This window comes from Chitinophaga solisilvae (genome assembly GCF_009928525.1).
Classification (GTDB): domain Bacteria; phylum Bacteroidota; class Bacteroidia; order Chitinophagales; family Chitinophagaceae; genus Chitinophaga; species Chitinophaga solisilvae.
In genome coordinates this window covers 36,702-60,622 of record NZ_JAABOK010000026.1, presented here as the reverse complement: position 1 = coordinate 60,622, position 23,921 = coordinate 36,702, and the positions used below count along the sequence as shown (strand labels likewise).

Here is a 23,921-nt window from a genome sequence, read left to right as displayed (position 1 = left end):
TATAATAATTAGCGAAAATCTGAATACGTTTGATGTCCGACTATAAGCAATACAGTGATGATGAACTGGTACAACTGATCCGGCAGGATGATCACAACGCCTTTACGGAAATATACCGGCGATACTGGAAGCGGCTGTACGCACTGGCCGTACACCGGCTGCATTCCCGTGAGCTGGCAGAAGATATTGTACAGGATGTGCTTTCGGGTTTGTGGCAACGCCGGATGCATACCATCATTGATTCGCTGGGCGCCTATCTGGCTGTAGCCGCCCGCTATGCTACCTTCCGGCAGTTATCCAGGATGCAGGTTACCGTTACCACCAACGAATGGCCGGAAGCGTTGCATGCCGCCGCCGATGAAACTGCCGCGCTGCGCTTCCTGCAGCAATCCTTCCAGGAGCAGTTACAGCTGCTGCCGGAAAAATGCCGCCTGGTATTTGACTACAGCCGCAACCAGGGCATGAGCAATAAAGAGATTGCCCGGCAGCTCCACATTTCAGAGAAGGCCGTGGAAAAGCATATCACCAAAGCATTACAGCGATTGCGGATACAGCTCCGGCATTATCTGCACTTCTTTTCTGTGCTTCCCTGAAAAAATTTTTTCAGCAGGAGGTAGGGTTATCTTCCCCTCTTTGTACTATTCTATTATTACCACCTGTAAAAGTAGTCCACACGTATGGAAATGAATGAACTGATTGTCCTGTCCCGGAAATACCTTTCCGGTAAGGCGAGCGATGCAGAAAAAGCTGCTTTGCTGCACTGGTACAACGCCTATGACGAATCGGAGTTGCTGGTGAAGATAATGGCAGCGCCGGACGAGACAGAGGAGGAGCTGGAAGCCCGTATGCTGCAACGTTTGCAGCTGGCTACCGGTACTGCGCCTGTGCGCCGCATTCATTTCCTGCGCCGCAAGGCTACGTGGGCGGCCGCGGCGGCTGTGCTGCTGCTGGCAGCTGTCACCGTATGGTGGTGGCCTGCCCGTAAACCCGCTGCTATTGCGGCAGCTACGCGTATTACGTCCGGCAGTAAAGCCGTGCTGATACTGGGAGACGGCTCACAGGTGCAGCTGGACAGTGCTGCAAGCGGCGTACTCACGCAACAGGGGAACACCCGGGTGATGCAGTCTGCTGGCGGCCTGAGCTACCAGGCAGGTAATAACAGCGGCAGCACAGCACTAATGAATACGCTGCGCACCCCCAGGGGCGTGCAGTCCAGGGTAACGCTCCCGGATGGCACCGGCGTATGGCTGAATGCAGCATCGTCTGTTACCTACCCGGTTGCTTTCAACGGAAAGGAGCGGGAAGTACGCATTACCGGGGAAGCATATTTCGAGGTGACGTCATCTGCCAATCAGCCGTTTGTAGTAAAAACAGCTACGATGGACGTATTGGTACTGGGTACACATTTTAATATCAGCGCCTATGAAGATGAGAACAGTGCGAATACCACGCTGCTGGAAGGCGCGGTGGCCGTAAGAACAGGAGAACAGGCACAACATATATTGCCGGGTCAGCAGATCAGTGTGGCGAATGGAAAAATAGGACCGAAGAAGCGGGTAGACGTTACGGCCGTTATGGCCTGGAAGAACGGCTACTTCTCCTTCAGAGATGCCGACGTACCGGCTGTCATGCGGGAGCTGTCCCGCTGGTACGATGCTGAAGTACACTACGAAAACGGCATACCTGAAGGTAACTTCACCGGGGAAATAGGAAGAGGGCTGACGCTGGAACAGGTAGCTGCATTGCTGGAAACAACACGGATACACCTGAAAATATCAAATGGGGGCAAACACATTACCGTCCTGCCCTGACGGGGGAACGCGATAATTATTCCTGAAGATTAAAAGAGAAAAACTGGTTACTGACTGATAAGCACTATCTGTTGGCACTGCCATGTCATCCATAAAAAAAAACCTGGTGGTAAGATTGGCGTCTGCACCAGGCTTTTGTTCCGGTTAACCCTTTTTGAAAAGCTCTTGTCCGAATGATTCCGGACAAAGAGGATCGTCAACCAAACCATACAAATGTATGCAATTAAAATTTTATTGCAGCAGGCCGCCGCATGCCGGAAAATTACCCGCGGCCTGTTCAGCCACCAACCATTATCTCCCGGCATTAGCAACCAAAATCAGGAGAATCATGCGACTTACCACGATCCTGCTCACCATGTTTGCGCTGCATATCAGTGCAAAGAGCGTATCACAGACAGTGACCATTTCTTGTAAAGAGATGCCTATGCAGCAGGTATTCGCCCTTATCAGGCAACAGACGGGCTTTGTATTTTTTTACCGCACCCAGGACCTGGTGGATATTACGCCGGTTACCCTGCAGGTCCGGGATATTCCGTTGAAACCTGCCCTGCAGCAGCTGATGAACGGGAAGCCACTGCACTGGGCCATCCAGGGGAATACGGTTGTAATTTCCCGGGAGGCGGAAAAGCAACTCAGTGCTGTATTCAGCCAGCTTGCGGAAGCACCGCTGCCTGATGTTGCCGGTATCATCACCGATGAAAAGGGAATGCCGCTGCCAGGCGTTACCGTACAGGTGAAAGGCAGCCGTAAAGCGGCGATCACCGATAAAAACGGGCAGTTCCTGCTGAAGGAGGCCGGCGATAAAGTTGTGCTGGTTATCACCTGTGTGGGATTTGAGAGCCAGACCATCCCCGTGAACGGCAAACTGAACATCCCCGTTATCCTGAAAAGTAAAGTGGGAGAGCTGGAGCAGTACGTGGTAGTAGGTTATGGCAGTACCCGCCGTAAAGACCTCACCGGCTCCGTGGCTTCGGTGGATGTGGAAGAAGTGAAGAATGTACCGTTTACCAGCGTAGACCAGGCGCTTGCCGGTAAGGCAGCAGGCGTACAGGTAACCCAGGCCGACGGCTCCCCCGGCGGCGTTGCTAAAATCCGTATCCGCGGCGGTACTTCCCTGCTCGGCGGTAACGATCCGCTCTATATCATCGATGGTGTACAGGTAACCATCCAGAACAGATATATCCAGAACCAGGCAGAAGTAGTAAACCCTGTGGAACGCTTTGGCAGCGATGATCCCAACTCCTCGGTGGGGGGCTCCTTTGCACGCGGGCTCAACAGCCTGGCCGGTCTGAATATCAGCGATATCGAATCCATCGATATCCTCAAGGATGCTTCTGCAACAGCGATCTATGGTTCTAAAGCCGCCAATGGTGTCATCATCATTACCACCAAAAAAGGTAAGCTGAATCAGAAGCCTGTGCTGGAAGCCAATTACTACGCTGGCTTCAGTCAGCCGGTGAAAGAAAAACTACTCACCGGAGATCAGTACCGCATGGTTATGAAAGAGGCGGCTAAAAACCTGAATGACGCCCGCGCCGCAGCCGGACAAGCGCCGAATACTACGGCTACCAATATTCTCAATGACCCGCACTTCTTAGGCGATGCCAATACCAACTGGTTGCAGGAAGTGCTGCGTACTGGTATTACGCAGAATGCAGACATCTCCGTACGCGGCGGTGGCAGCGGCTCCCGCTATTATACCTCTCTCGCCTATACGAAACAGGAAGGTGTCATCAAAGGGACAGATTTCAGCCGCATTGCCGGAAAACTCAGCCTGGACAATGAAATCACTTCCCGCTTCAAAGTGGTGACCAACCTGGATTACGGCTTCACCAAAAATAATATCACCAACGGCATGTACGCACAGGCATTATATGCGCCACCGACTTTACGCGCGCGCAACGCGGATGGCAGCGTATACCGCTTCCTCGCTTCCGACCTCGGCGGCTACAACTACCAGGGCTATCAGAACCCGCTGGTACTGCTGGATGGCATCAACGAAGGGAAAACATCTTCCCTGATCGGATCGTTATCTGCCGAATACGATATTATCCATGCCCTGAAATTCAGAAGTATTGTATCTGTTAACTATAACAACTACCATCAGCTGAACTTCGTGCCCAGCACGGCGGTGATAGCCTCGCCCAACGGCGTCGATGATTCCAACGGTGGTACTGCCTCGCAGAGTCAGACAGAAGATATCAACATCTTTTATGAAAATACGCTTACCTGGGATAAGCAGTTTAATGAAAACCACCGCATCAATGTAGTGGGCGGTACCTCCTGGCAGAAATTCCGGTACAATTCCTTTTCCGCCAGTGGCCAGGGCTTTCCGGATGATAAGTACCTGAATAATTTATCTTCCGCAGCTCTTACCCTGCCGGCCACCGGTATATCCGGACAAAACTCACTGCTGAGTTTTTACCTGCGCGCCAACTATGCGCTGAAGGAAAAATATCTCTTCACTTTTACCGGCCGCTCTGATGCCTCTTCCAAATTTCCGGCCAGCAACCGGGTGGGATATTTCCCTTCCGGTGGTATTGCCTGGCGCATCTCCGAAGAAAATTTCATGAAGAAAGTGAAATGGATCACAGAGCTGAAACTGAGAGCCAGTGCTGGTTATACCGGAACGCAGAATATCGGTGATAACATGTTCTATACCCTATATACGCCAGGTTCCTATGCAGGACGTAATGCACTGGTGCCTACCCAGCTGGGCAACGAAAAAATCAAATGGGAATCTACCCTGCAGAAAGACCTCGGACTTGACTTTGCAATGTTTGGTTCCCGGCTGCGCGGGGTGATAGGTTATTACGAAAAAATCACCAGCGGACTGCTGCTTACTACAGCGTTGGCGCCCAGCACTTCCTATGGCAGCGTGATTTCCAACATGGCATCCATCCGTAACCGCGGCCTGGAAATAGATCTGCGTGGAGATATTATCCGCCATAAAAAATTCCAGTGGACCAGCGCCATTAATTTCTCCGGTAACCGTTCGCTGGTAACGGATATTACCAATGATTTTACTAATCCCAACGACGACCCCGCCAGTGCAAAGTATAATCTCGGCAACAGCATCGTGCGTACAGGGCAGCCGCTGGGGCTTATATATGGTAAGCAGTTTACCGGTATTATCCGCACGCAGAAAGAACTGGAAGCCTATAAAAAAGAGTTCCGCTATGCAGATTTTTTTGCACGTTACCTGGGCATCGGTGATCCCATGTACAAGCTGAATGCAGAAGGAGATTTTGCGGAGGATGTGATCGGCAAGGCGCAGCCTGACTTTTTCGGTGGCTTCACCAACACCTTTACCTGGAAAAATTTCAGTCTCATTACCTTGCTGACCTTCTCCGTTGGCGGCGATATGCTTTATCTCGCCGATATCCAGAATCAGTACGTGGCAGGCAGAACCAACAAGGGCGTGCGCATCCTCGACCGCTGGACGCCTGAAAATCCGGGATCAGAAAGGCCCAGGCTGATGATGAATGAAAACAGCTACTATTATACCGCCAGCAATGATGTATTCGATGCTTCCTATCTGAAACTGAAATCTGTTACGCTCACTTATCAGCTGCCAACGGTAACGGCTACACGCTTACGTATCCGCGATGCTTCCGTATATGTAGCTGCCACCAATCTGTTTACCATTACGCGGTACCCTGGTCCGGATCCGGAGGTAAGCAATAACCCGTACAGCATTATCAACGCCAGCAGCGACGTGAGCACTTATCCCACGATCAGGCAGTACAGTGTAGGAATGCGGTTTGGATTTTAATCATTTTAAAAAAAGTATGTATGAAGACAATACTGAAATATATATGCTGCGGAATGCTGTTGCTGACAGGAGTTTCCTGCGGCAAGGAACTGGGGAAACTGCCTGAAAGTGCTAAAGTGGATGGTAATACCATCCTGGATCAGCGCACGGCTGAGATAGCGCTGAATGCAGTGTACTACCGCTTTGCCAATGTGCAGGCAAGCTCCAATACGACCAGCTGGCGCGACCACCAGGTAGTGCCGGGCATGTGTGCCGGATGCCTCGGAAGCGGCTATGGTATTGACCGTGCAGAAGAAAATAATTATGCCGGTTCCGGTTTTGCCGGTGTGTACTGGTCAGAATGCTATGCCCTTATCAACGCTGCCAATGGTGTGTTGAAGGGGGTAGAACCGTTGGCAGAACAGGGATTCACCGGTAACCGTAAAAAGGAGATGCTGGCAGAAGCCCGTATGATGCGTGCCTATGGCCATTTCAAACTGCTGAGCTATTACGGCGAATGGTATGATCTCAGCAGTGCCTACGGCGCTCTGCTGCGGACAGCGTTCATTACCTTATCCAACATACCGAAGAAACGGAGTACAGTGAAGGAAAGCTATGACCTCATCCTGGAAGATATAGATTACGCTATTGCCAACGCCGCTGCGGTACGCCCCAATTATTATGCCTCCAGATGGGCGGCCATGGCGCTGAAGCTGCGGGTGCTGATGAGCCGCGGCGACTACGCAGCAGCAGCAACACTTGCCGGCGCCATTATCCAGGACAGTCCCTATAAGCTGGAAACCAACGTAAAGGATATATTCTACATGAAAGGGCTGCGCAGCGAAGAAGTGATACTGGGCATACAACCGCAGCAAAATCAGCAATCCTATTACTATAACCTCAGCTCCCAGTACTATCCCGGCGCCTCTTCGCTGTATGTGGCGAAAAAGAAGCTGAAGGATATGCTGGCCGGAGATCCCCGCCAGTCCTGGCTGATAGGCAGCGAAAACAAAGAGGAAAAAGATACTTACTATTTCCTCAAGTATATTCCGGAAGGCACCAAAGCTACCATCACCTCCGAAACAGCCTATGCTTTTCGTCTCACCGAAGTGTACCTGCTGAGGGCAGAGGCTATCTTGCGTTCCGGCGGCAGTATGCAGGAAGCGCGTAACCTCCTGAAAGAAGTGATGAAACATGCCGGTATCACTGATTTTTCAGCAGTGGATAACGCCGCCACTACAACGGATTTACTGCTGCAGACCTACTATGAAATCACCAAAAGCCTGGTGGGAGAAGACGGACAGGAATGGATGGCATTGTTGCGGCTGCCCTTTGCGACCGTGCGGCAACTGAAACCTGAAATCAACGATCAGATTAGATATATCATGCCCATACCCAGGGAAGAATTTCTGCAGAACCCATCTATCGGTGATCAGAATAAAGGATATCAGCAATAATCATCTCACTAAAAATTTTCATTCATGATGAAACAACAACCTGTTTTATTTTCCCTGCTGGTGCTGGCAGCTGCCGCCTGCACAACAGGGAAGAGGCAAGCCACTATCACTGCAGAACTGCGTGGGCTGGAGGATTCAGTGGTACATATCATTTTACCGGTAGCAGATTCTTCGAAGACGGACACCGTGCCGGTGACCGCCGGTAAGTTCAGCTGGAAAGGCGATCTGCCCGAAACACAGAAAATATATATCGGTACTTCTTCCCGTTATATTGAATTGTTTGCCGGTAATGATGATATTAAAATCAGTGGACATATCGATTCTACCGACAACCTGCAGATCACCGGCTCGCCTGCACAGGATGAGCATAAAGCGTATACTGCTTCCATCAAGGATATAACAGACCAGGAACATGCGCTGTATAACCGTTACCAGGACGTACAGGATAACGACAGTGCAAAGGCGGCAGTGGAAGAAAGTCTGGATAAACTGCGTCTGCAACGCAGAGGCCGTGCTGCAGATTATATCCGCTCGCATCCTGCCAGCGTTGTCAGCGTAGACATGGTAGCGGATATGGCTGTGATGGGAGAATTTGCACCGGTTGACAGTCTGTATAAAACCCTTGCACCTGCCGCGCAACAGACCGCTGCGGGCAAGCGCCTGGCAGAGCGGCTCGCCGTGCTGAAACGCAGCGCTATCGGGCAGCCGATGATTGACTTCACCCAGGCGGATGTAAACGGTAAGCCGGTGCGGTTATCAGACTTCAGGGGAAAATACGTACTGCTGGACTTCTGGGCCAGCTGGTGCGGTCCCTGCAGAGCAGAAAATCCCAATGTGCTGAAAGCCTACAATACATTTAAGGATAAGAACTTCACCGTTGTGGGTGTATCGCTGGATGACAAGCAGGACAAATGGCTGGACGCCATCAAACAGGATGGCATGCCCTGGATACAGGTGTCTGACCTGAAAGGCTTCCGCAATGAAGTGGCAAAGCAGTACGGTATTCAGGCTATTCCTTCTTCTTTCCTGATTGATCCGCAGGGCATCATTATCGCAAAGGAATTACGTGGCAATAAATTACATGAGCAACTCGCTGCATTACTCAATAAATAAAAACCAAAAACCACCCATGATCAAAACGAAAATGCAAACTGCCGCCTTAACGGCTATGCTGCTGCCTTTCAGCCTGATGGCACAGCAGTCGTTTACCATCAACGGCCATATCAAGGGACTGACCGCAAAATTTGTTTACCTCAGCTATGGCAGTGATGCGAAGTATCTGACGGACAGCGCGGCGGTCAGCAATGGCAGCTTTACACTGAAAGGAAATATTGCCGAACCTGCCATGGCACGGCTGTATACGGACAAGCAGGCTGCCATGTATGGCGAAGGAGATGTGGCCTCGCTGTTCCTGGAACCAGCAGTAATGACGCTGACCGGAGAGAAGGGACATTTTGAGCAGCTGAAGCTCACCGGCTCCGCCACACAGCAGGAACAGGATCAGCTGAATATCGCCTACAAGCCTGTTACAGAGAAGCTGAAGCCCCTATCTGCCGCCTTCGATAAACTGAACAAGGAATACATGGCAGGCATGCGTGCGAAAAAAGGCGAAACTGCACTGACACCGTTGAAGAACAAGCTGGATAAGCTGAAAGAACAGATGGAGCCGTATTATGAGCAACGGGAGGCAATTGATAAAAAGTATATCGATGAGCATCCGGATTCTTATCTGGCAGCCTACCTGCTCCGGTGGCGGGTAAGCGGCATGCCGCTGCAGGAAGGGGAAGGCTACTACGCTAAAATGCCGGCAACATTGCAACAGAGCGAGAATGGCAAGGCTATACGAAAAGAACTGGACGGGCTGAAAATGGGCTCTCCCGGCAGCGTGGCGCATGCCTTCACCAAAACGGATATCAACGGTAAAACCCTGAACCTGTCTGACTTTAAGGGCCGTTACGTGATGCTGGATTTCTGGGCCAGCTGGTGTGGTCCCTGCCGTAAGGGTAATCCGCATCTGAAATCCCTGTACACCAGATATAAGGATAAAGGCTTTGAGATCATCGGTATTTCTGATGACGACAGCAAGCCGGAAGCCTGGAAGAAAGCGGTGGACCAGGATGGCATCGGTATCTGGAAACATGTGCTGCGTGGACTGGACTGGAAGAAACGCCAGGCAGGAAAAGAAAATCCGGAAGATGTGAGTGATTACTACGGTATCCATTCACTGCCCACCAAAATACTGATTGATCCGCAGGGCACCATCATAGGCCGCTATGGTGGCGGCGGCGAAGACGACGACGCGATGGACAGGAAACTGGAAGAGGTATTCAGGGAAATTTAATTATTTGAGATTTGGTTATTTGGTTATTTGAGATTTCTTTCCAATCAGTATCTGCCTTTAAATTTTAGGCAGATACTGATTGGAAAGAAATCTCAAATAACCAAATAATCAAATCTCAAATAACGAGGTTTCTGTCTGAAATATATGGAACTATAGGGTAGATGTATTCTACCGGATTAACTCCCAGCTGTTCCGGCGTAGTGCCTACGAATATGGTTTTGCGCCCTTTGATGGTAATGCTGCCGTTGTCTGTTATTTCTATTGTGGCCCACAGTGGTTCTTTATACGGTACTGTATATTTTATCCACGGATGTGTTTTGTCAATATCCGCGGAGTACCTGATCTCCTTGTATTTTTCTCCCAGCCATTGATAGGAGGCGCTGTTAATCTGTACATAGTGGATACCATTGATGTGATTGTAATAATCCTGGTGGTGATGACCGCTGAGCACCAGTATGACTTTATGTTTACCGCGCTGGTTTGCCTGTTCCAGGGTGTATCTGAGCAGGGTGCCGTTTTCCAGTCCGCCGGCGTCGTTATCGAGTCCCTGGTGGCAGCAGACGATTGTGGGCAGAGCGGTGGCGGCGAGGTCTTCCTGCAGCCATTGCAGCTGGGTGGAAGAGATGTAGCGCGCGTATCCGGGTGGTCTTGATTTGCTGCTGTTATGCTCATTGCCATCCAGTATGACGAAGTGAAACCCGTTGCTGTCGAACGAATAATATTTTCCTTTAGCCTTCCAGAACTCCACTACCTGTTCGCGGGTGAATCCGCCGTCGGTATCATGGTTGCCGATGACATGATAGCGCGGTCCGCTGAAGCGGTTCCATATATCCATCAGCGGCTGGTTTTCTTTTTTAGGATAGCAGAAGTCCCCCATCTGCAGGATAAAGTCCGGTTTTTCCTGGTTCATGGCGCTGATGAAGGCGGAGAGCCTTTCCGGCGCATCATGCATAATATCATGATGCAGATCGGCGATGACTCCGAACCTGATTTTCTTTTTGGCGGGTGTGTAGGCCGGGAAGCGGGCAAATAATACAGCGCCACCGGCCAGGGTGGTTTTAGTCAGGAAGTTTTTTCTGTCCATATTATTGGTATTGCTGAATAGGATAGTTACAAATGCTAAACACAAGAGTAGTAAAAAGCCTTGTAATTTAATAATATGCTGGATGAATGGTAATGATGGTTGTTTAGATATATTAAACCAGGGGGGAGTGCTGCCATTATATCCATGTCAGTAGATAAGATGAAGGGTTGTCTGCCGCCACAGGATTAGTTGAGGGGGAATGCAGTGCAGCAGCAGACTTATTACGTATAGCCGGCGCCGTAACGGGTTAATTTTTACGCAGTTTGTGTTAATAATTGTGTGTACACTATATCTTTATTTCTGTACGTTTAGTGCAACAATATAAATGCCCGGTACCTTTTCTGTAAGATAGCAGTTACCAGACAATCATCTGCCAGCCAAAATTTAAGATATTTCATCGTTATCAACATATCAGCATTGCACAGATACTGAATTATGGCATCTGTTGAAAAAGGGTGACCAGCGTGCTTTTGAATGCCTGTATGAAAGATACTGGCTGCCGCTGCTGGATCATGCCTACCAGCGTTTGCAATCCACCGATGCAGCCAAAGACCTGGTACAGGGGCTTTTCGTGAACCTGTATGTGCGCCGCGAAGAGATTCCGGACATACACTCTCCCCGTCATTATTTATTCAGGGCATTAAAATACCAGGTGCTGAACCAGCTGCGCGGCACGTTGCTGCGTTCGGAGAAGCTGCAGCAGCTGCAGGCGGAAGGGCTACGGGAACGGCAGCCGCGGGAGCAGGCTTCAGCCCACGTCATAGAAAAGGAGCTGGAAGGCAGGCTGCGGGATGCTATTCACCTGCTGCCGGAAAAATGCCGGGAAGCCTTTCTCCTCAGCCGTATGGAAAATCTCTCCTACAAATCCATCGCACTGCGTATGGGCATTTCCGTTAATACCGTGGAAAAGCAGATCGGCAAAGCATTGCGCATTCTCCGTGCGCAGGTCGGCAATTATTACCTGGATTGCCTGATACCATTTATTATTTACTTTCTCTGAGCATTTCAAAAAAAATAAAAAAAAATTAACGGGGAGATGGCGGTAGTTATTTTCTCAGGTGACATATATACAGGAGGCATCATTAAATATTCATATGCAGCAGAACGAACGAATTATCACGTTAATAGAAAAGTACAGTGCCGAAGCCTGCACAGACAGCGAGTTGCAGGAGTTGGAAGCGTGGTATGCCGCCTATGAGAATAATGCTCCGCTCAGCAGCCTGCTGGACGCCTCCGCCAGGCAGGAGCTGAAAGGAGAACTGCTGCATTCCATCCGGCAGGAGATAGTGCGCCACACCGCAGCGCAGCCTGTTACCGGCAGATCCCGTCGCTTATTGCTGTTAAGTCGTGCAGCCGCTGCCGTTATTATTACCGCAGCGGTTTCATGGGGTATCTACCAGCGTATGCATCCGGCTGCGGTGACTACCGGTAACGGATATACGCAGATAAGTACAGCCCGCGGAGAAACACGGCAGGTAGTATTGCCGGACAGCAGTAAGGTATGGCTTAATGCAGACAGCAGAATCCGTTATGCCGCCGGTTTCAATGCATCCCGGCGGGAAGTATTCCTGGAAGGGGAGGCCTTCTTTGACATCCACAGGGACCCCGCGCGTTCATTTGTAGTGCATACCGGTAAAGTTACCACACAGGTGCTGGGTACGGCTTTCAACGTTAGCAGCTATCCCGGCAACGAAACCCTAGCGGTGACTGTCGTACAGGGCAAGGTGCGCGTGGCGGAAGGCACTGCAGAAATGGGCGTGCTGTTGCCCGACCAGCAGATCAGTTATAACCGCAGTACCCGTAAGGCAATATACCAGCGTACAGACGCCGCGGCCACGGCCAGCTGGAAAGAAGGGTGGCTGGTATTCCGGGAGCAGTCCTTCCGGGAAATAGCCGCCGCATTACAACGTAAATTTGATATATCCATCGACATCAGCGACCCGGCCCTGGCCCGCTGCCGTTTCACGGCCAGCTTTGCGCCCGGCACCGATCTGCCAAAAGTTTTAAATCTGTTATGTAGAATCAACCATTCCAATTATCAGCTGAAAGCTGATAGCAACAAAATTATCATCAAAGGAAAAGGCTGCCTGTAGACAGCCGCATTGCAACCGAAAAGGAGAGGGAATGCCACATGCAGGGCGTTTCCCGGGATCCTGTTTGTCACTATAGTACATGAAAAATTTTATCGTTATGAAAAAAGCAAGGGAAACAATTGTATCCCGGTACCAGGGTATTGCCAAAAGAGGAGGGCGGTATTTTTTACTCACCGCCTGGCTCTTCTTCGCCTGCTCCTCTATACTGCAGGCGGGCGCCTATTCCCAGCAGCTGGGTGATGTGCGTATATCCCTGGACGTTAGAAACCAGCCACTGGCGAAAGTATTGTCTGCCATCGAAAAGAAAACCATCTTCCGCTTCGTGTATAACTCTGTATCGCTGCAGGAAAGGGCTGCCAAAGGCATCACCCTGGTGGCGCACAATAAGAGTGTGGAAGAAATACTGCGGGAGATACTGACACCGGTGCGCCTGAACTTCGGCCAGGATGGTATCAATGTACTGATTACCCCCGCCGCCACCGCCGCCATGTTCATCAGCACATCGCCTGTAATGGCCCCTGAACCTGTAAAGGGCCGTGTCATCAGCGCTGGCGGACAGCCGCTGCCAGGTGTGAACATCAAGGTGAAAGGCGCTGCACAGGGTACCATTACCAACGAAAAAGGCGAGTTTACCTTACAGGTGGAACCCGGCGAAACACTGGTGATCTCCTATGTAGGCTTCAACACGGTGGAAATACCTGTTAAGGGAAAAGCACATCTCGATATTACCATGAATGAAGCTACCACCAGCCTTTCCCAGCTGGTGGTGGTAGGCTACGGCATACAGAAGAAAACAGATGTTACCGGCGCTATCGCCTCTGTGAAAGGCGAATCATTGAGTAAAATGGGAACTACCAACCCAATTGACGCCCTGCAGGGAAAAGTGGCGGGGCTGACTGTCAGCCGTACAGGCGGCTCTCCCGGCTCCATGGCTGATATCCGCATCCGCGGCCTCGGTACCATGGGCAACCATCAGCCGCTCTTTATCATTGACGGCGTTCCCGGCGATCCCTACTTTCTGAACAACGATGATATTACTTCCATGGAAGTGCTGAAAGATGCTGCTGCTGCCGCTATCTACGGATCGCGCGCGGCTAACGGAGTTATTCTCATCACCACCAAAACCGGCAAGAAGGGAAATGCTTCCTTCGACTTCTCTATGTTTTCCGGAACAGTGACGCCTACTAAAAGATATGAATTCCTGGATGCGGACGGCTACCGGAAGGTGCATAGGCAGATGTATGTAAATGCCGGCAGAACATCATTTCCCGCATACCTGAACGATAATGCCGGCCCCGGATGGAATACCAACTGGCAGGATGAAATAGGGCAGAAGGGAAATTCCCGCAATTATACCATGGGTATCCGTGGTGGCGGCGATGTAGTTACCTTCAGCCTTTCCGGCAGCCTCACTGATGAAGCCGGCACCATCATTGGGTCCGATTTCAACAAGAAGGCGCTGCGCTCCCGCGTGGATGTAAAGAAAGGCATCTTTGATGTGGACGTCAACATCTACTACGCCAACACCCGCCGGGAACTCTCCAAAATCAACCTGAAGGACGCCTATTATCAGTCGCCCCTGCTGCCGGTTTTCGACCCTTCGGAGAAATACGGCTATGCCCTGGAAAAAGACGGATTACCTAAATTCCAGAATCCCGTGGCGGCAGATAATTTCTATGACAGCTACAACCGCACCCAGTACTTTGTCAGCAACGGCCGCATCGCCATTGATCTGGCAAAAGGATTGAAATACACGGTGAACCTGGGTTACACCAGTTCCCACGAATTTGATTATTCCTATTACCCGCCCAATAAGGTTAATGGCAACGATCCGGAAGTCCTTTATCCCTATGTCTATAACCAGCGCAGCAACTGGGAGGAAAAGCTCATGGAGAACCTGCTGACCTGGAACCAGGCTTACGGTAAGCACAACATCAGCCTGTTGGGCGGTTATACCGCTTCTTCGCAGACCTATGATTACCTGAACGCTTCTGTGATCGGTAAGTCGGTTGTCCGTTATATAGATGAAAACGGGAATATTGCGGAGAAAGACGTGCCCGGCGGTTTCCTGGATCCTCGCTTTAATACGCTGAAAGCCGGTCTGGGCGGCACCTACGGAGCTGATGGCTCCGGCTACGTCTACAACCGTACCTCCCTGCTGGGAAGAATAAACTATTCATACGCTGATAAGTACCTCGTGCAGTTCACGGTACGCAGAGACGGTTCTTCCAAATTCGGACCGGACAGCCGCTATGGTACTTTCCCTTCTATCGCCCTGGGCTGGCGTATCACCGAAGAACCCTTCATGAAATCCGTTGACTGGCTGAGTAACCTGAAACTGCGCCTCAGCAAAGGTAAGCTGGGGAATGAAGTGGTGCTCGGCAACTACGACGCGCAGCCGCGTATCTCTATGGGTAATTATTCGGGAGAAGGATATGTACAGGGCACGGGCGCTACGCCATGGCCCGGCTCTATCGCCCGCGACCTGGAAAACAGAAGACTCAGATGGGAAACCGTTAATTCTTCCAACATCGGTGTGGACTTCGGATTCCTGAACAACGCATTGTCCGGTAGCATCAACTATTTCAACAACCGCACCACTGATCTGCTGGTAGTGAAGAGAATGCCTTCTTCTGCCGGTATCAATGATCCTATCCTCAACGTAGGAGAAATCGCCAATAAGGGTATAGAGCTGGAACTCAACTACACCAACAGTTACAAAGGACTGACCTACGATGTAACCGGTACTTTCAGCACCCTGAAAAATGAAGTGCTGTCGCTCGCCAACAACGGCCAGATATTGCAGGGCGCAGGCCTGAAGTTCGGCGATCACATACCTACCCAAACTCGTGTAGGCAGTGAAATAGGCGCTTTCTACCTGTACCGCACCGACGGCATTTTCAGAACTGCCGCTGAAGTAACCGAATGGAACAAGGCGCACAATAACATACAACCTAAAGCCAAACCGGGAGATGTACGGTTTATTGACACCAACGGCGACGGTAAGCTGGATCCCAACGATAAAGTATATGCCGGCACCGGAATGCCTAAATATGAATACAGCCTGAACATCAACCTGGGATATAAAAATTTTGACCTTACCATCTTCCTGCAGGGCGCCGGCGGAAATAAAATCTACAACGGCAACCGCTTTGAAATGGAAGGTATGGAGGCTGGACGCAACTTCCTTACTACCACACTGAATGCCTGGACGCCTGAAAATATCAACAGCACTATGCCCAGGGCTATACTCGGCGATCCTAACGGCAATAACCGCGAGTCAGACAGGTTCCTGGAAAACGGCGACTACCTGCGCCTGAAAACACTGCAGCTCGGATATACGGTGCCGTTATCCCTGCTGAACAGAATTCACTGCAACCGGTTACGGATATACGCCAGCGGACAAAACCTGCTGACGTTCACCAAATATTCCGGTCTTGATCCGGAAGTAGGCCGCACAGGCATTTCCAGCATCGGTGTTGACCGCGTATTGTATCCGCAGACAAAAACCATCATGGCCGGTGTGCAACTGTCATTCTGATGTCTGCAGTATGATGATGACACTTTTACCATTTAAAAGCGATCGTATGAACTATTCTAAAATATTATTGTGCACACTGCTGACTGCGGCCATCGGATTTTCTTCCTGTGAGAAAAGTTTCCTGGAGCAGCAGGCGCCCGACCAGCTGACCACCGATAAATTCTGGAGAAATAAGAGTGATGCGTTATCCGGACTGGCAGCAGTATACGGGCAGCTGGAAGGAGCTACCGACTGGACCAGCTTTATTGAAGCCCGCTCTGTGAGAGAGTATTACCGGGAAGACTATGTGGTGCCCGGCGCGGATGCAGACAACTACCCCTGGTGGCTGGAGCATTACAATTTCAACTTCACCGCCGGCAACCTTGCGGTGGAAGTGTTATGGTCCGGCAGCTATCTCGGCATCAACTTCGCCAACCAGGTGATAGAGAAGGTAGGAGAGATGCCCGACACCAAAATAGATGCACCCAGCAAAAAGATGATCCTGGGCGAAGCGCATTTTCTCCGCGCCTATTATTACTTCTCCCTGGCTAAAAATTTTCAGCAGCTGGTGTTACGCGACCGCGTACCTAAAAGCGATCAGGAAATCGGACATCCCTTGTCAGATAAAAAGGCAGTGTGGGATTTCATTGTGGCAGACCTGAAAGAAGCAGCCGCTAATCTGCCGCTCCGTTCCAAACGTCCGAATACAGAAATGGGGCGTGCCACAAAAGGCGCTGCACAGGCTTATCTCGGTAAAGTATACCTGTATATGGCCGGTGAATATAAAGACCAGGCGGCCGCCTATTACAAGGAGGCGGCGCAGTGGCTCGGCGAAGTGAAAGCCTCCGGGGAATATTCGCTGGAAGCAGACTATAACAGTATGTTCAACGGTACCGTCAAAAACAGCCGGGAATCTGTCTTTGAATTGCAGCAGTCTGCCGACGAAAGCAACGGCGCCTACTACAAGTTTATGCTCAACGCCTGGATTGGCGCCCGCGAATTTAAAGGCTATGGTGAAATATACGGTACACAGCGCCTGGTGACAGAGATGACCAGAGAAGGCAGGATAGCTGCTGACGGTAACTTTGACAAACGTGCGTATGGCACTATCTACTTCAACGATGCCTATTTCAATGACGCGCAGGCCAAACGCGTATACAGCAAAACTTTCACCGCCTGGTTTAAAAATAATACCGATGCCGTAGCCTTCCGCAAATGGCTGCCCGTTGATACGCTGCGTATGCAGCAGGCCAACGATATCAATATGCCGCTGATGCGTTATGCAGATGTGCTGCTGCTGTATGCAGAAGCACTCAACGCTGCAGACCGCACCCCGGAAGCCATCCCGGTTATCAACGACGTGCGGAAACGCGCTGGTATGCCGGCGCTCACCATCACTGCGAAAGAAGAAGTATTTAAGCAGCTGATACATGAAAGGGTAATGGAACTGACCATGGAAGGCAGCCGCTACTACGACCTGCGCAGATGGGGGCTGCTGGAAACCAATATGAAAGAAGCCGGCCGCGGCTATTCGGCGGACAAGGCATACTATCCGCTGCCTAAAAGTGAAGTGGATAATAACAGCGGCATCTGATCCTGCCGCCATGTTACATTTTATCAACTAAAGAAACGATCATGACTAATTCCTTTACCAGACTGTTATCAGCACTGATAATATGCCTGCTGTTCTGCACCGGCGGGGTCTACGCCCAAAGCCCCGTCTGCGGTACAGAACGCGCTATGGAAGAATATTACAGGCTGCATCCTTCCGCCAAAGCACGCATGCAGGATTATGAAAAATACCTGCAGCGTATACAGAAAGAGGTAGTTACCGGCAACGCACGCCATGCGCGTGCCGCCGGTCCTGCAGACGACACCTGCGCTATGCAGCTGTTTGTCATACCGGTTGTATTTCACGTATTCTACGGCGACTCCCCGGAGGCCGCCGCCAGGCTGGTGCCCATGTCGCAGCTGCAGTCCGCACTCGACATTGCCAACGAAGATTTTAATATGCGCAACAAACAGCTGATCAGCACCATCGATCCGCTGTTTGCGCCGATCGCCGCCCGTATGCGCGTGAAGTTCGTAATGGCGAAGAAAGATCCGCAGGGGCAACCCACACAAGGCGCTACCTATCATGCAGAGAGGAGATTCTTCGGAGACGCTACCCGCGAAGCTGAAGACTCCGTTGCCAAATATGCCTGGGATAACTACAAATACTGTAACGTATATGTCATGAACTACCTGGAGCATAACAACAAACCTATGCCCAAAGCCACTTTTAAAGTGAGCAAACAGGAAACGGACATTGAAACAAAGCAGCTCATCACGGGAGAAAACAGCCAGCAGTTTTTTTATGTGGGAGAGAACTACTTCAGCGGCGGCGCCGTTACCCTCAATGTATACACGCCGAAAGTAGATCTGAGAAATGTGCAGCGCCCGTTGCTGACATTCTCCGATAACCTCAGCTGGGACCCGGCATACCCCACCAGCCGGCCGGAAGATAAAAGTACCACCATACTGGTAGCCGAAGCGCTCAACGGCCCCTGGCAGGAAGTGCAGACCATCGCTACCTCCAAATCTGATTTCAACAGATGGCTGCCGCGTCAGGTAGATCTGTCTGCCTGGGCCGGCAAGCAGGTTTATATCAACTTCCGCAGAAATAAACATCATTTCTACTACGCGCTGGATAATGTGTGCATCAAAGCAGCAGGTACCACTGCCTGCACTTTCACAGAAGGCTTTGAATCCGCCGCTGCCGGCGCTTTGCCTGCAGGATGGACTACCGCGGTTACAGATTATAACTACGATGCCAACAACTCCGGTATCGCCTGGTATCCTGACAAAGGTATGAACGACCGTAAAACATCCCGTATCGTTTTCAACGGATGGTACCTGGGGATGGGCGGTATATCTACCAACAACCGCAGCTTTAATTCTACCTTCTCGCATGAGCTGGGCCACTGGCTCAACCTGAAGCATACCTTCGACGGCAACAACTGCGCCGGCGCCGGCGACGGCGTGGATGATACGCCTTCTACCAACGTGGCCGGAGGCGGTTGTAACGCTACTGTATGCGGACATAAAATCAACGGCGAAAACTTCATGGATTATAACACCACCTGTTATAAGATGTTTACCGCCGGACAGATGAGCCGCGCTACACAAGCCATGTATCATGTGGCGCGTAAATCCATCTGGCAGCTCAGCAACCTGGAAGCTACCGGTGTGAGAAACGAATATGACAACGTATGCCCGCCACGCGCTGTTTTCAGCATGGACGTGGAAAGCGTACTGGCCGGCGTGAATACCACCGTTACCTTTACCGATGCCTCCGTTCATTTCCCCGCATCATGGGAATGGACCATCGACAACGGTTCCGGCACGCCCGTTATCCTGAATACCGCTACGGCTACTGCTGTATTTAATAAGAAAGGAACCTACAATGTTACACTGAAAGTAAAAAATCAGTATGGCGAAAACACACTCACCAAAACAATATCGGTAGTAGAAAAAAGCCCTTCTGCCTGTAAACAGGGAGAAGACTTCAACTACAGTGCGCTGGGCAGTCTGCCTGCCGGCTGGACCAAACAAATACCTGCCGGAAACTTCGCCGTAGCAAAAGTCAGCAAAACAGAAACCGTTGACCTGGACGGCCCGATGGTGGCTCTGACAGCAAAAGATAACAGCGGATACCTCTTCATCGGTGAAAACTTCAACAGCGAAACCAACAGCGCTGATGAAGTGAATGTAATCACACAGCAGTACCAGCTGGCAGGTATCAAAGAACCGGCACTGTATTTTGTGGATAACCTGGCCTGGGATAAATCATGGCCTGATCCGCGTCCGGACGACAGATCCACCACCATCCTGGCAGCTACCTCCCTGGCAGGTCCGTGGGAAACGGTAGCCACGCTCAGTACCAACAAATCCCTCATGGGCAAGTGGAATGACAGGAAGATGAAGCTCCCGGCTTCCTTTACAGGCAAAGATGTGTATATACGCATACGCCGCAATCAACACCACTTCTTCTATGCGTTTGATGATATGTGTATCAAAGAGTGGGACGGTACCGTGGAACCTGAGCCGGAACCCAGCATGGGAGCAGATTGTAAGGCGGGTGAGAATTTCAATACCACCCTGCCGGATAACCTCGCACCGGGATGGACACAGCAGGTGCCTGCTACACTGAAAGGCGGCAAGTTCCGTGTCAGCAAACAGGAAACAGTAAGGCTCGTTACCTCCATGGCTTATCTCAAAGCAGCAGATAATTCCAATTATCTTTTCCTGGGAGAAAACTATGATGATGCCGTTAACAATGCAGCAGAAGTAAATGTATATTCCGGCAAACTGAACCTCGCAGGTATCGTGAAACCGGTTGTATTGTTTGCAGATAACCTTTCCTGGGATCTGGCCTGGCCGGAAGCACGTCCGGAAGATAAAGCCACAACGGTATATGTAGCTGAATCACTGACAGGCCCATGGACCAGCGTAGCGGTATTGACTACCGACAAGGCTGCCATCGGCCAGTGGAATGAACGTAAGATAGACCTCTCCGCCTTCACCGGTAAAACTGTTTATCTCCGTATCAGCAGAAACAAACATCACTATTTCTACGCTGCAGATGATTTCTGCGTGCAGAGCGGCGTAGCAGCGCCTGATCCGGAACCCAGCATGGGAACAGGTTGCAAGGCCGGTGAAAATTTCGATAAAATGACCGTCGGACAAAAACCCGGTGGCTGGACGATAAAGATTCCGGGTGGTAATAAAGCGGCTGCAAAAATTGCTGTCAGCGAGAATGTATCTGTAGACGGAAAACAGGCTACCATCAAATCTTCCGACAACTCTCCGTTCCTGATACTGGGAGAAAACTTCAACGATGACCTGAATGGGATAGATGAATTAAATCTCATCACCAACAAAGTATCCCTGAAAGGATTAACCAAATCTGTACTGACCTTCGCCGATAACCTGGCCTGGGATCCTTCCTGGCCTGATCCGCGTCCGGAAGATAAAGCCACTACGCTCCTGGTAGCGACAGCTGCTACCGGCCCGTGGGACAGCGTTACCACGTTTACTACAACCACTTCCCGCTTCAAACTGTGGAACGACCGTACGGTTGATCTCAGCAAATATGATGGCAAGGATATTTATATCCGCTTCCGCAGGAATGCACATCATTACTATTACGCGCTGGAAAATCTCTGCGTGAAAAACAGCGGGGATACAGATCCCGATCCGGAACCAAGTATGGGCAAGGATTGTAAGGCAGGAGAAAATTTTGATAAGATGAAAACCGGCGCCGCACCGGCAGGCTGGAAGAGTGAAATTCCTGCCGGCAACAAAGCCGCAGCGAAAATCACTGCCAGCGAAAATGTATCGATAGACGGTGCACAGGCTACCATCAAATCTTCCGACAATTCTCCGTTCCTGATCTTGGGAGAGAACTTCAACGATGACCTGAATGGAGTAGATGAATTAAGTATCATTACGAACAAAATATCGCTGAAAGGATTGACGAAAGCGGTGTTTACATTCTCAGACAACCTGGCCTGGGATCCTTCCTGGCCTGATCCGCGTCCGGAAGATAAAGCGACTACGCTCTTTGTAGCAACGGCTGTTGGCGGTCCGTGGGACAGCGTTACCACGTTTGCTACAACCACTGCCCGCTTCAAACTGTGGAACGACCGTACGGTTGATCTCAGCAAATATGATGGCAAGGATATTTATATCCGCTTCCGCAGGAATGCACATCATTACTATTACGCGCTGGAAAATCTCTGCGTGAAGAACAGCGGTAGTACCAATCCTGATCCGGATCCGGAACCAAGTATGGGCAAGGATTGTAAGGCAGGAGAAAATTTTGATAAGATGAAAACCGGCGCCGCACCGGCAGGCTGGAAGAGTGAAATTCCTGCCGGCAACAAAGCCGCAGCGAAAATCACTGCCAGCGAAAATGTATCGATAGACGGTGCACAGGCTACCATCAAATCTTCCGACAACTCTCCGTTCCTGATCTTGGGAGAGAACTTCAACGATGACCTGAATGGAGTAGATGAATTAAGTATCATTACGAACAAAATATCGCTGAAAGGATTGACAAAAGCGGTGTTTACATTCTCAGATAACCTTGCCTGGGATCCTTCCTGGCCTGATCCGCGTCCGGAAGATAAAGCGACTACGCTCTTTGTAGCAACGGCTGTTGGCGGTCCGTGGGACAGCGTTACCACGTTTGCTACAACCACTGCCCGCTTCAAACTGTGGAACGACCGTACGGTTGATCTCAGCAAATATGATGGCAAGGATATTTATATCCGCTTCCGCAGGAATGCGCATCATTACTACTATGCTGTAGAGAATCTCTGTGTGAAGAACAGTGGTGGTACCAATCCTGATCCGGATCCGGAACCAAGTATGGGCAAGGATTGTAAGGCAGGAGAAAATTTTGATAAGATGAAAACCGGCGCAGCACCGGCAGGCTGGAAAAACGATATTCCGGCCGGTAACAAAGCTACCGTTAACATCAGCACCAGTGAAAATGTGAATATTGATGGTATGAAAGCCACCATCAAGGCGGCGGATAATTCTCCCTACCTGTTCCTGGGAGAGAATTTCAACGATGCCGGAAATGGCCCGGATGAAATGTCATTGTATTCTTCAAAAATATCTCTGAAAGATGTGAAGGATGCCGAACTGCATTTTGTGGATAACCTGGCATGGGATCCAACCTGGCCGGCAGACAAACCTGATGATAATGCCACTACCATCTTTGTGGGACTGAGCCAGAGCGGCCCGTGGGACAGCATCACCTTCCTTGGCACCAACAAAGCCAACTTCACGAAATGGAATGCACGTACCATTAACCTGAAAGCATATGACGGTAAGGATATCTACATCCGTATCCGGAGGAACGCCCATCATTTCTATTATGCGATGGATGATATCTGTATTAAGGGGTCGGGCGGCAGCACAAATCCGGAGCCTGGAGATTGCAAAACCGGAGAAAACTTCGATAACACCGCCGCTGGCAGCAAGCCCGCCGGCTGGACGGAGAATATCCCTGCCGGCATGACCGTGAGTTATAAAGTAACCAGCAGCGCTAATGTGGACATTGACGGCACACCGGCAGTGATCAAGGGAAAGGATCAGTCTCCGTATCTCTTTGTCGGCGAAAACTTCAATGCAGGCATCGATGCACCGGATGAGATCAATCTTTATACGCCGAAGATTTCGCTGAAAGATCTGAAGACTGCCGAGCTGCACTTCACAGACAACCTGGCATGGGATGCCGCATGGCCGGCGCCGCGTCCGGAAGATAAAGCCACTACCATTTTTGTATCCGCATCCCTGACCGGCCAGTGGGATAGTATCACTGTGCTGAGTACAGACAAGGCGAATTTCAAAAACTGGAATGAGCGGACAGTCAACCTCACGAAATATGCCGGAAAGGAAATATTTATCCGCATCCGCAGAAATGCACATCACTATTACTACGCCATAGATGGTATCTGTATCAAGGGAACAACGGGTCCGGTAGATCCGGGTGTTCCGGTACAGCCGGAGCTGGGCAGGGGCGCAGCATTCGGGTTGATGGTTACACCTAACCCGGTAGCGAAAAATATGCGTATCACTTTCCTGAACAGAACACCGGGTACGGTCAGCTTCCAGGTGATAGATATGTCGGGCAGGATCATGATGCATGGCAAACTGCAGAGTGCAGGCCGTGTAGCAGAAACACATGACCTGCCGGCAGCCTCCCTGCAGCCGGGTGTATACATCCTGAAACTGCAGAACCGCGAGGTATGGGAATCACAACGGTTTATCAAACTATGATGATTTATTAATTCAAAAAAACTGAAAT

12 protein-coding genes are annotated in these 23,921 nt (G+C 50.7%); 11 read left to right on the top strand and 1 reads right to left on the bottom strand.

Going from position 1 to position 23,921, the window contains the following annotated elements:
* Positions 1–32: 32 nt before the first annotated feature.
* The 6 genes from GWG06_RS29525 (at position 33) to GWG06_RS29500 (ending at position 9,363) form a co-directional block, all read left to right on the top strand.
* The gene (locus GWG06_RS29525) at positions 33–593 is read left to right on the top strand and encodes an RNA polymerase sigma-70 factor (RefSeq protein WP_127034001.1); all 561 of its coding nucleotides are present in this window, start codon (positions 33–35) and stop codon (positions 591–593) included.
* An 84-nt stretch (positions 594–677) separates the two neighbouring features.
* Entirely contained in the window at positions 678–1,811 is a 1,134-nt protein-coding gene (locus tag GWG06_RS29520; protein WP_160718071.1) for a FecR family protein, read from the top strand.
* 328 nt (positions 1,812–2,139) lie between these two features.
* Positions 2,140–5,586: a TonB-dependent receptor gene (locus GWG06_RS29515; RefSeq protein WP_160718070.1), complete on the top strand. Its 3,447-nt coding sequence runs from the start codon at positions 2,140–2,142 to the stop codon at positions 5,584–5,586.
* Positions 5,587–5,606: 20 nt separating this feature from the next.
* Positions 5,607–7,022: a RagB/SusD family nutrient uptake outer membrane protein gene (locus GWG06_RS29510; RefSeq protein WP_160718069.1), complete on the top strand. Its 1,416-nt coding sequence runs from the start codon at positions 5,607–5,609 to the stop codon at positions 7,020–7,022.
* Positions 7,023–7,046: 24 nt separating this feature from the next.
* Positions 7,047–8,135 (top strand): TlpA disulfide reductase family protein, encoded by a 1,089-nt coding sequence (locus GWG06_RS29505; RefSeq protein ID WP_160718068.1) that lies wholly within the window; start codon positions 7,047–7,049, stop codon positions 8,133–8,135.
* Between the two features lie 16 nt (positions 8,136–8,151).
* A complete protein-coding gene (locus GWG06_RS29500; RefSeq protein ID WP_202183162.1) occupies positions 8,152–9,363 on the top strand; it encodes a TlpA disulfide reductase family protein in 1,212 nt (403 codons plus the stop codon).
* 115 nt (positions 9,364–9,478) lie between these two features.
* Here GWG06_RS29500 and GWG06_RS29495 read toward each other — a convergent pair whose 3' ends face one another.
* Complete coding sequence (locus GWG06_RS29495; RefSeq protein WP_160718067.1) at positions 9,479–10,447, bottom strand: metallophosphoesterase family protein; 969 nt, start codon at positions 10,445–10,447, stop codon at positions 9,479–9,481.
* Positions 10,448–10,838: 391 nt separating this feature from the next.
* On the opposite strand from GWG06_RS29495, the gene GWG06_RS29490 reads away from it, so the two are divergent.
* The 5 genes from GWG06_RS29490 (at position 10,839) to GWG06_RS29470 (ending at position 23,893) form a co-directional block, all read left to right on the top strand.
* Positions 10,839–11,447 carry an RNA polymerase sigma-70 factor gene (locus tag GWG06_RS29490; RefSeq protein ID WP_127034007.1) on the top strand — a complete coding sequence of 203 codons (609 nt, stop codon included), beginning with the start codon at positions 10,839–10,841 and terminating at the stop codon, positions 11,445–11,447.
* A 94-nt stretch (positions 11,448–11,541) separates the two neighbouring features.
* A complete protein-coding gene (locus GWG06_RS29485; RefSeq protein ID WP_160718066.1) occupies positions 11,542–12,540 on the top strand; it encodes a FecR family protein in 999 nt (332 codons plus the stop codon).
* A 97-nt stretch (positions 12,541–12,637) separates the two neighbouring features.
* Positions 12,638–16,081 carry a SusC/RagA family TonB-linked outer membrane protein gene (locus GWG06_RS29480; protein WP_158631293.1) on the top strand — a complete coding sequence of 1,148 codons (3,444 nt, stop codon included), beginning with the start codon at positions 12,638–12,640 and terminating at the stop codon, positions 16,079–16,081.
* A 46-nt stretch (positions 16,082–16,127) separates the two neighbouring features.
* Positions 16,128–17,654, top strand: a complete 1,527-nt coding sequence (locus GWG06_RS29475; protein WP_158631294.1) for a RagB/SusD family nutrient uptake outer membrane protein — start codon at positions 16,128–16,130, stop codon at positions 17,652–17,654.
* Between the two features lie 41 nt (positions 17,655–17,695).
* Positions 17,696–23,893, top strand: a complete 6,198-nt coding sequence (locus GWG06_RS29470; RefSeq protein WP_160718065.1) for a M43 family zinc metalloprotease — start codon at positions 17,696–17,698, stop codon at positions 23,891–23,893.
* Positions 23,894–23,921: the final 28 nt, after the last annotated feature.

What these genes read in the sequence shown, in the direction of transcription:
- GWG06_RS29525 (WP_127034001.1), top strand. Translation starts at nt 33, where the DNA reads ATGTCCGACTATAAGCAATACAGTGATGATGAACTGGTACAACTGATC.
- GWG06_RS29520 (WP_160718071.1), top strand. Translation starts at nt 678, where the DNA reads ATGGAAATGAATGAACTGATTGTCCTGTCCCGGAAATACCTTTCCGGT.
- GWG06_RS29515 (WP_160718070.1), top strand. Translation starts at nt 2,140, where the DNA reads ATGCGACTTACCACGATCCTGCTCACCATGTTTGCGCTGCATATCAGT.
- GWG06_RS29510 (WP_160718069.1), top strand. Translation starts at nt 5,607, where the DNA reads ATGAAGACAATACTGAAATATATATGCTGCGGAATGCTGTTGCTGACA.
- GWG06_RS29505 (WP_160718068.1), top strand. Translation starts at nt 7,047, where the DNA reads ATGATGAAACAACAACCTGTTTTATTTTCCCTGCTGGTGCTGGCAGCT.
- GWG06_RS29500 (WP_202183162.1), top strand. Translation starts at nt 8,152, where the DNA reads ATGATCAAAACGAAAATGCAAACTGCCGCCTTAACGGCTATGCTGCTG.
- GWG06_RS29495 (WP_160718067.1), bottom strand. Translation starts at nt 10,447, where the DNA reads ATGGACAGAAAAAACTTCCTGACTAAAACCACCCTGGCCGGTGGCGCT.
- GWG06_RS29485 (WP_160718066.1), top strand. Translation starts at nt 11,542, where the DNA reads ATGCAGCAGAACGAACGAATTATCACGTTAATAGAAAAGTACAGTGCC.
- GWG06_RS29480 (WP_158631293.1), top strand. Translation starts at nt 12,638, where the DNA reads ATGAAAAAAGCAAGGGAAACAATTGTATCCCGGTACCAGGGTATTGCC.
- GWG06_RS29475 (WP_158631294.1), top strand. Translation starts at nt 16,128, where the DNA reads ATGAACTATTCTAAAATATTATTGTGCACACTGCTGACTGCGGCCATC.
- GWG06_RS29470 (WP_160718065.1), top strand. Translation starts at nt 17,696, where the DNA reads ATGACTAATTCCTTTACCAGACTGTTATCAGCACTGATAATATGCCTG.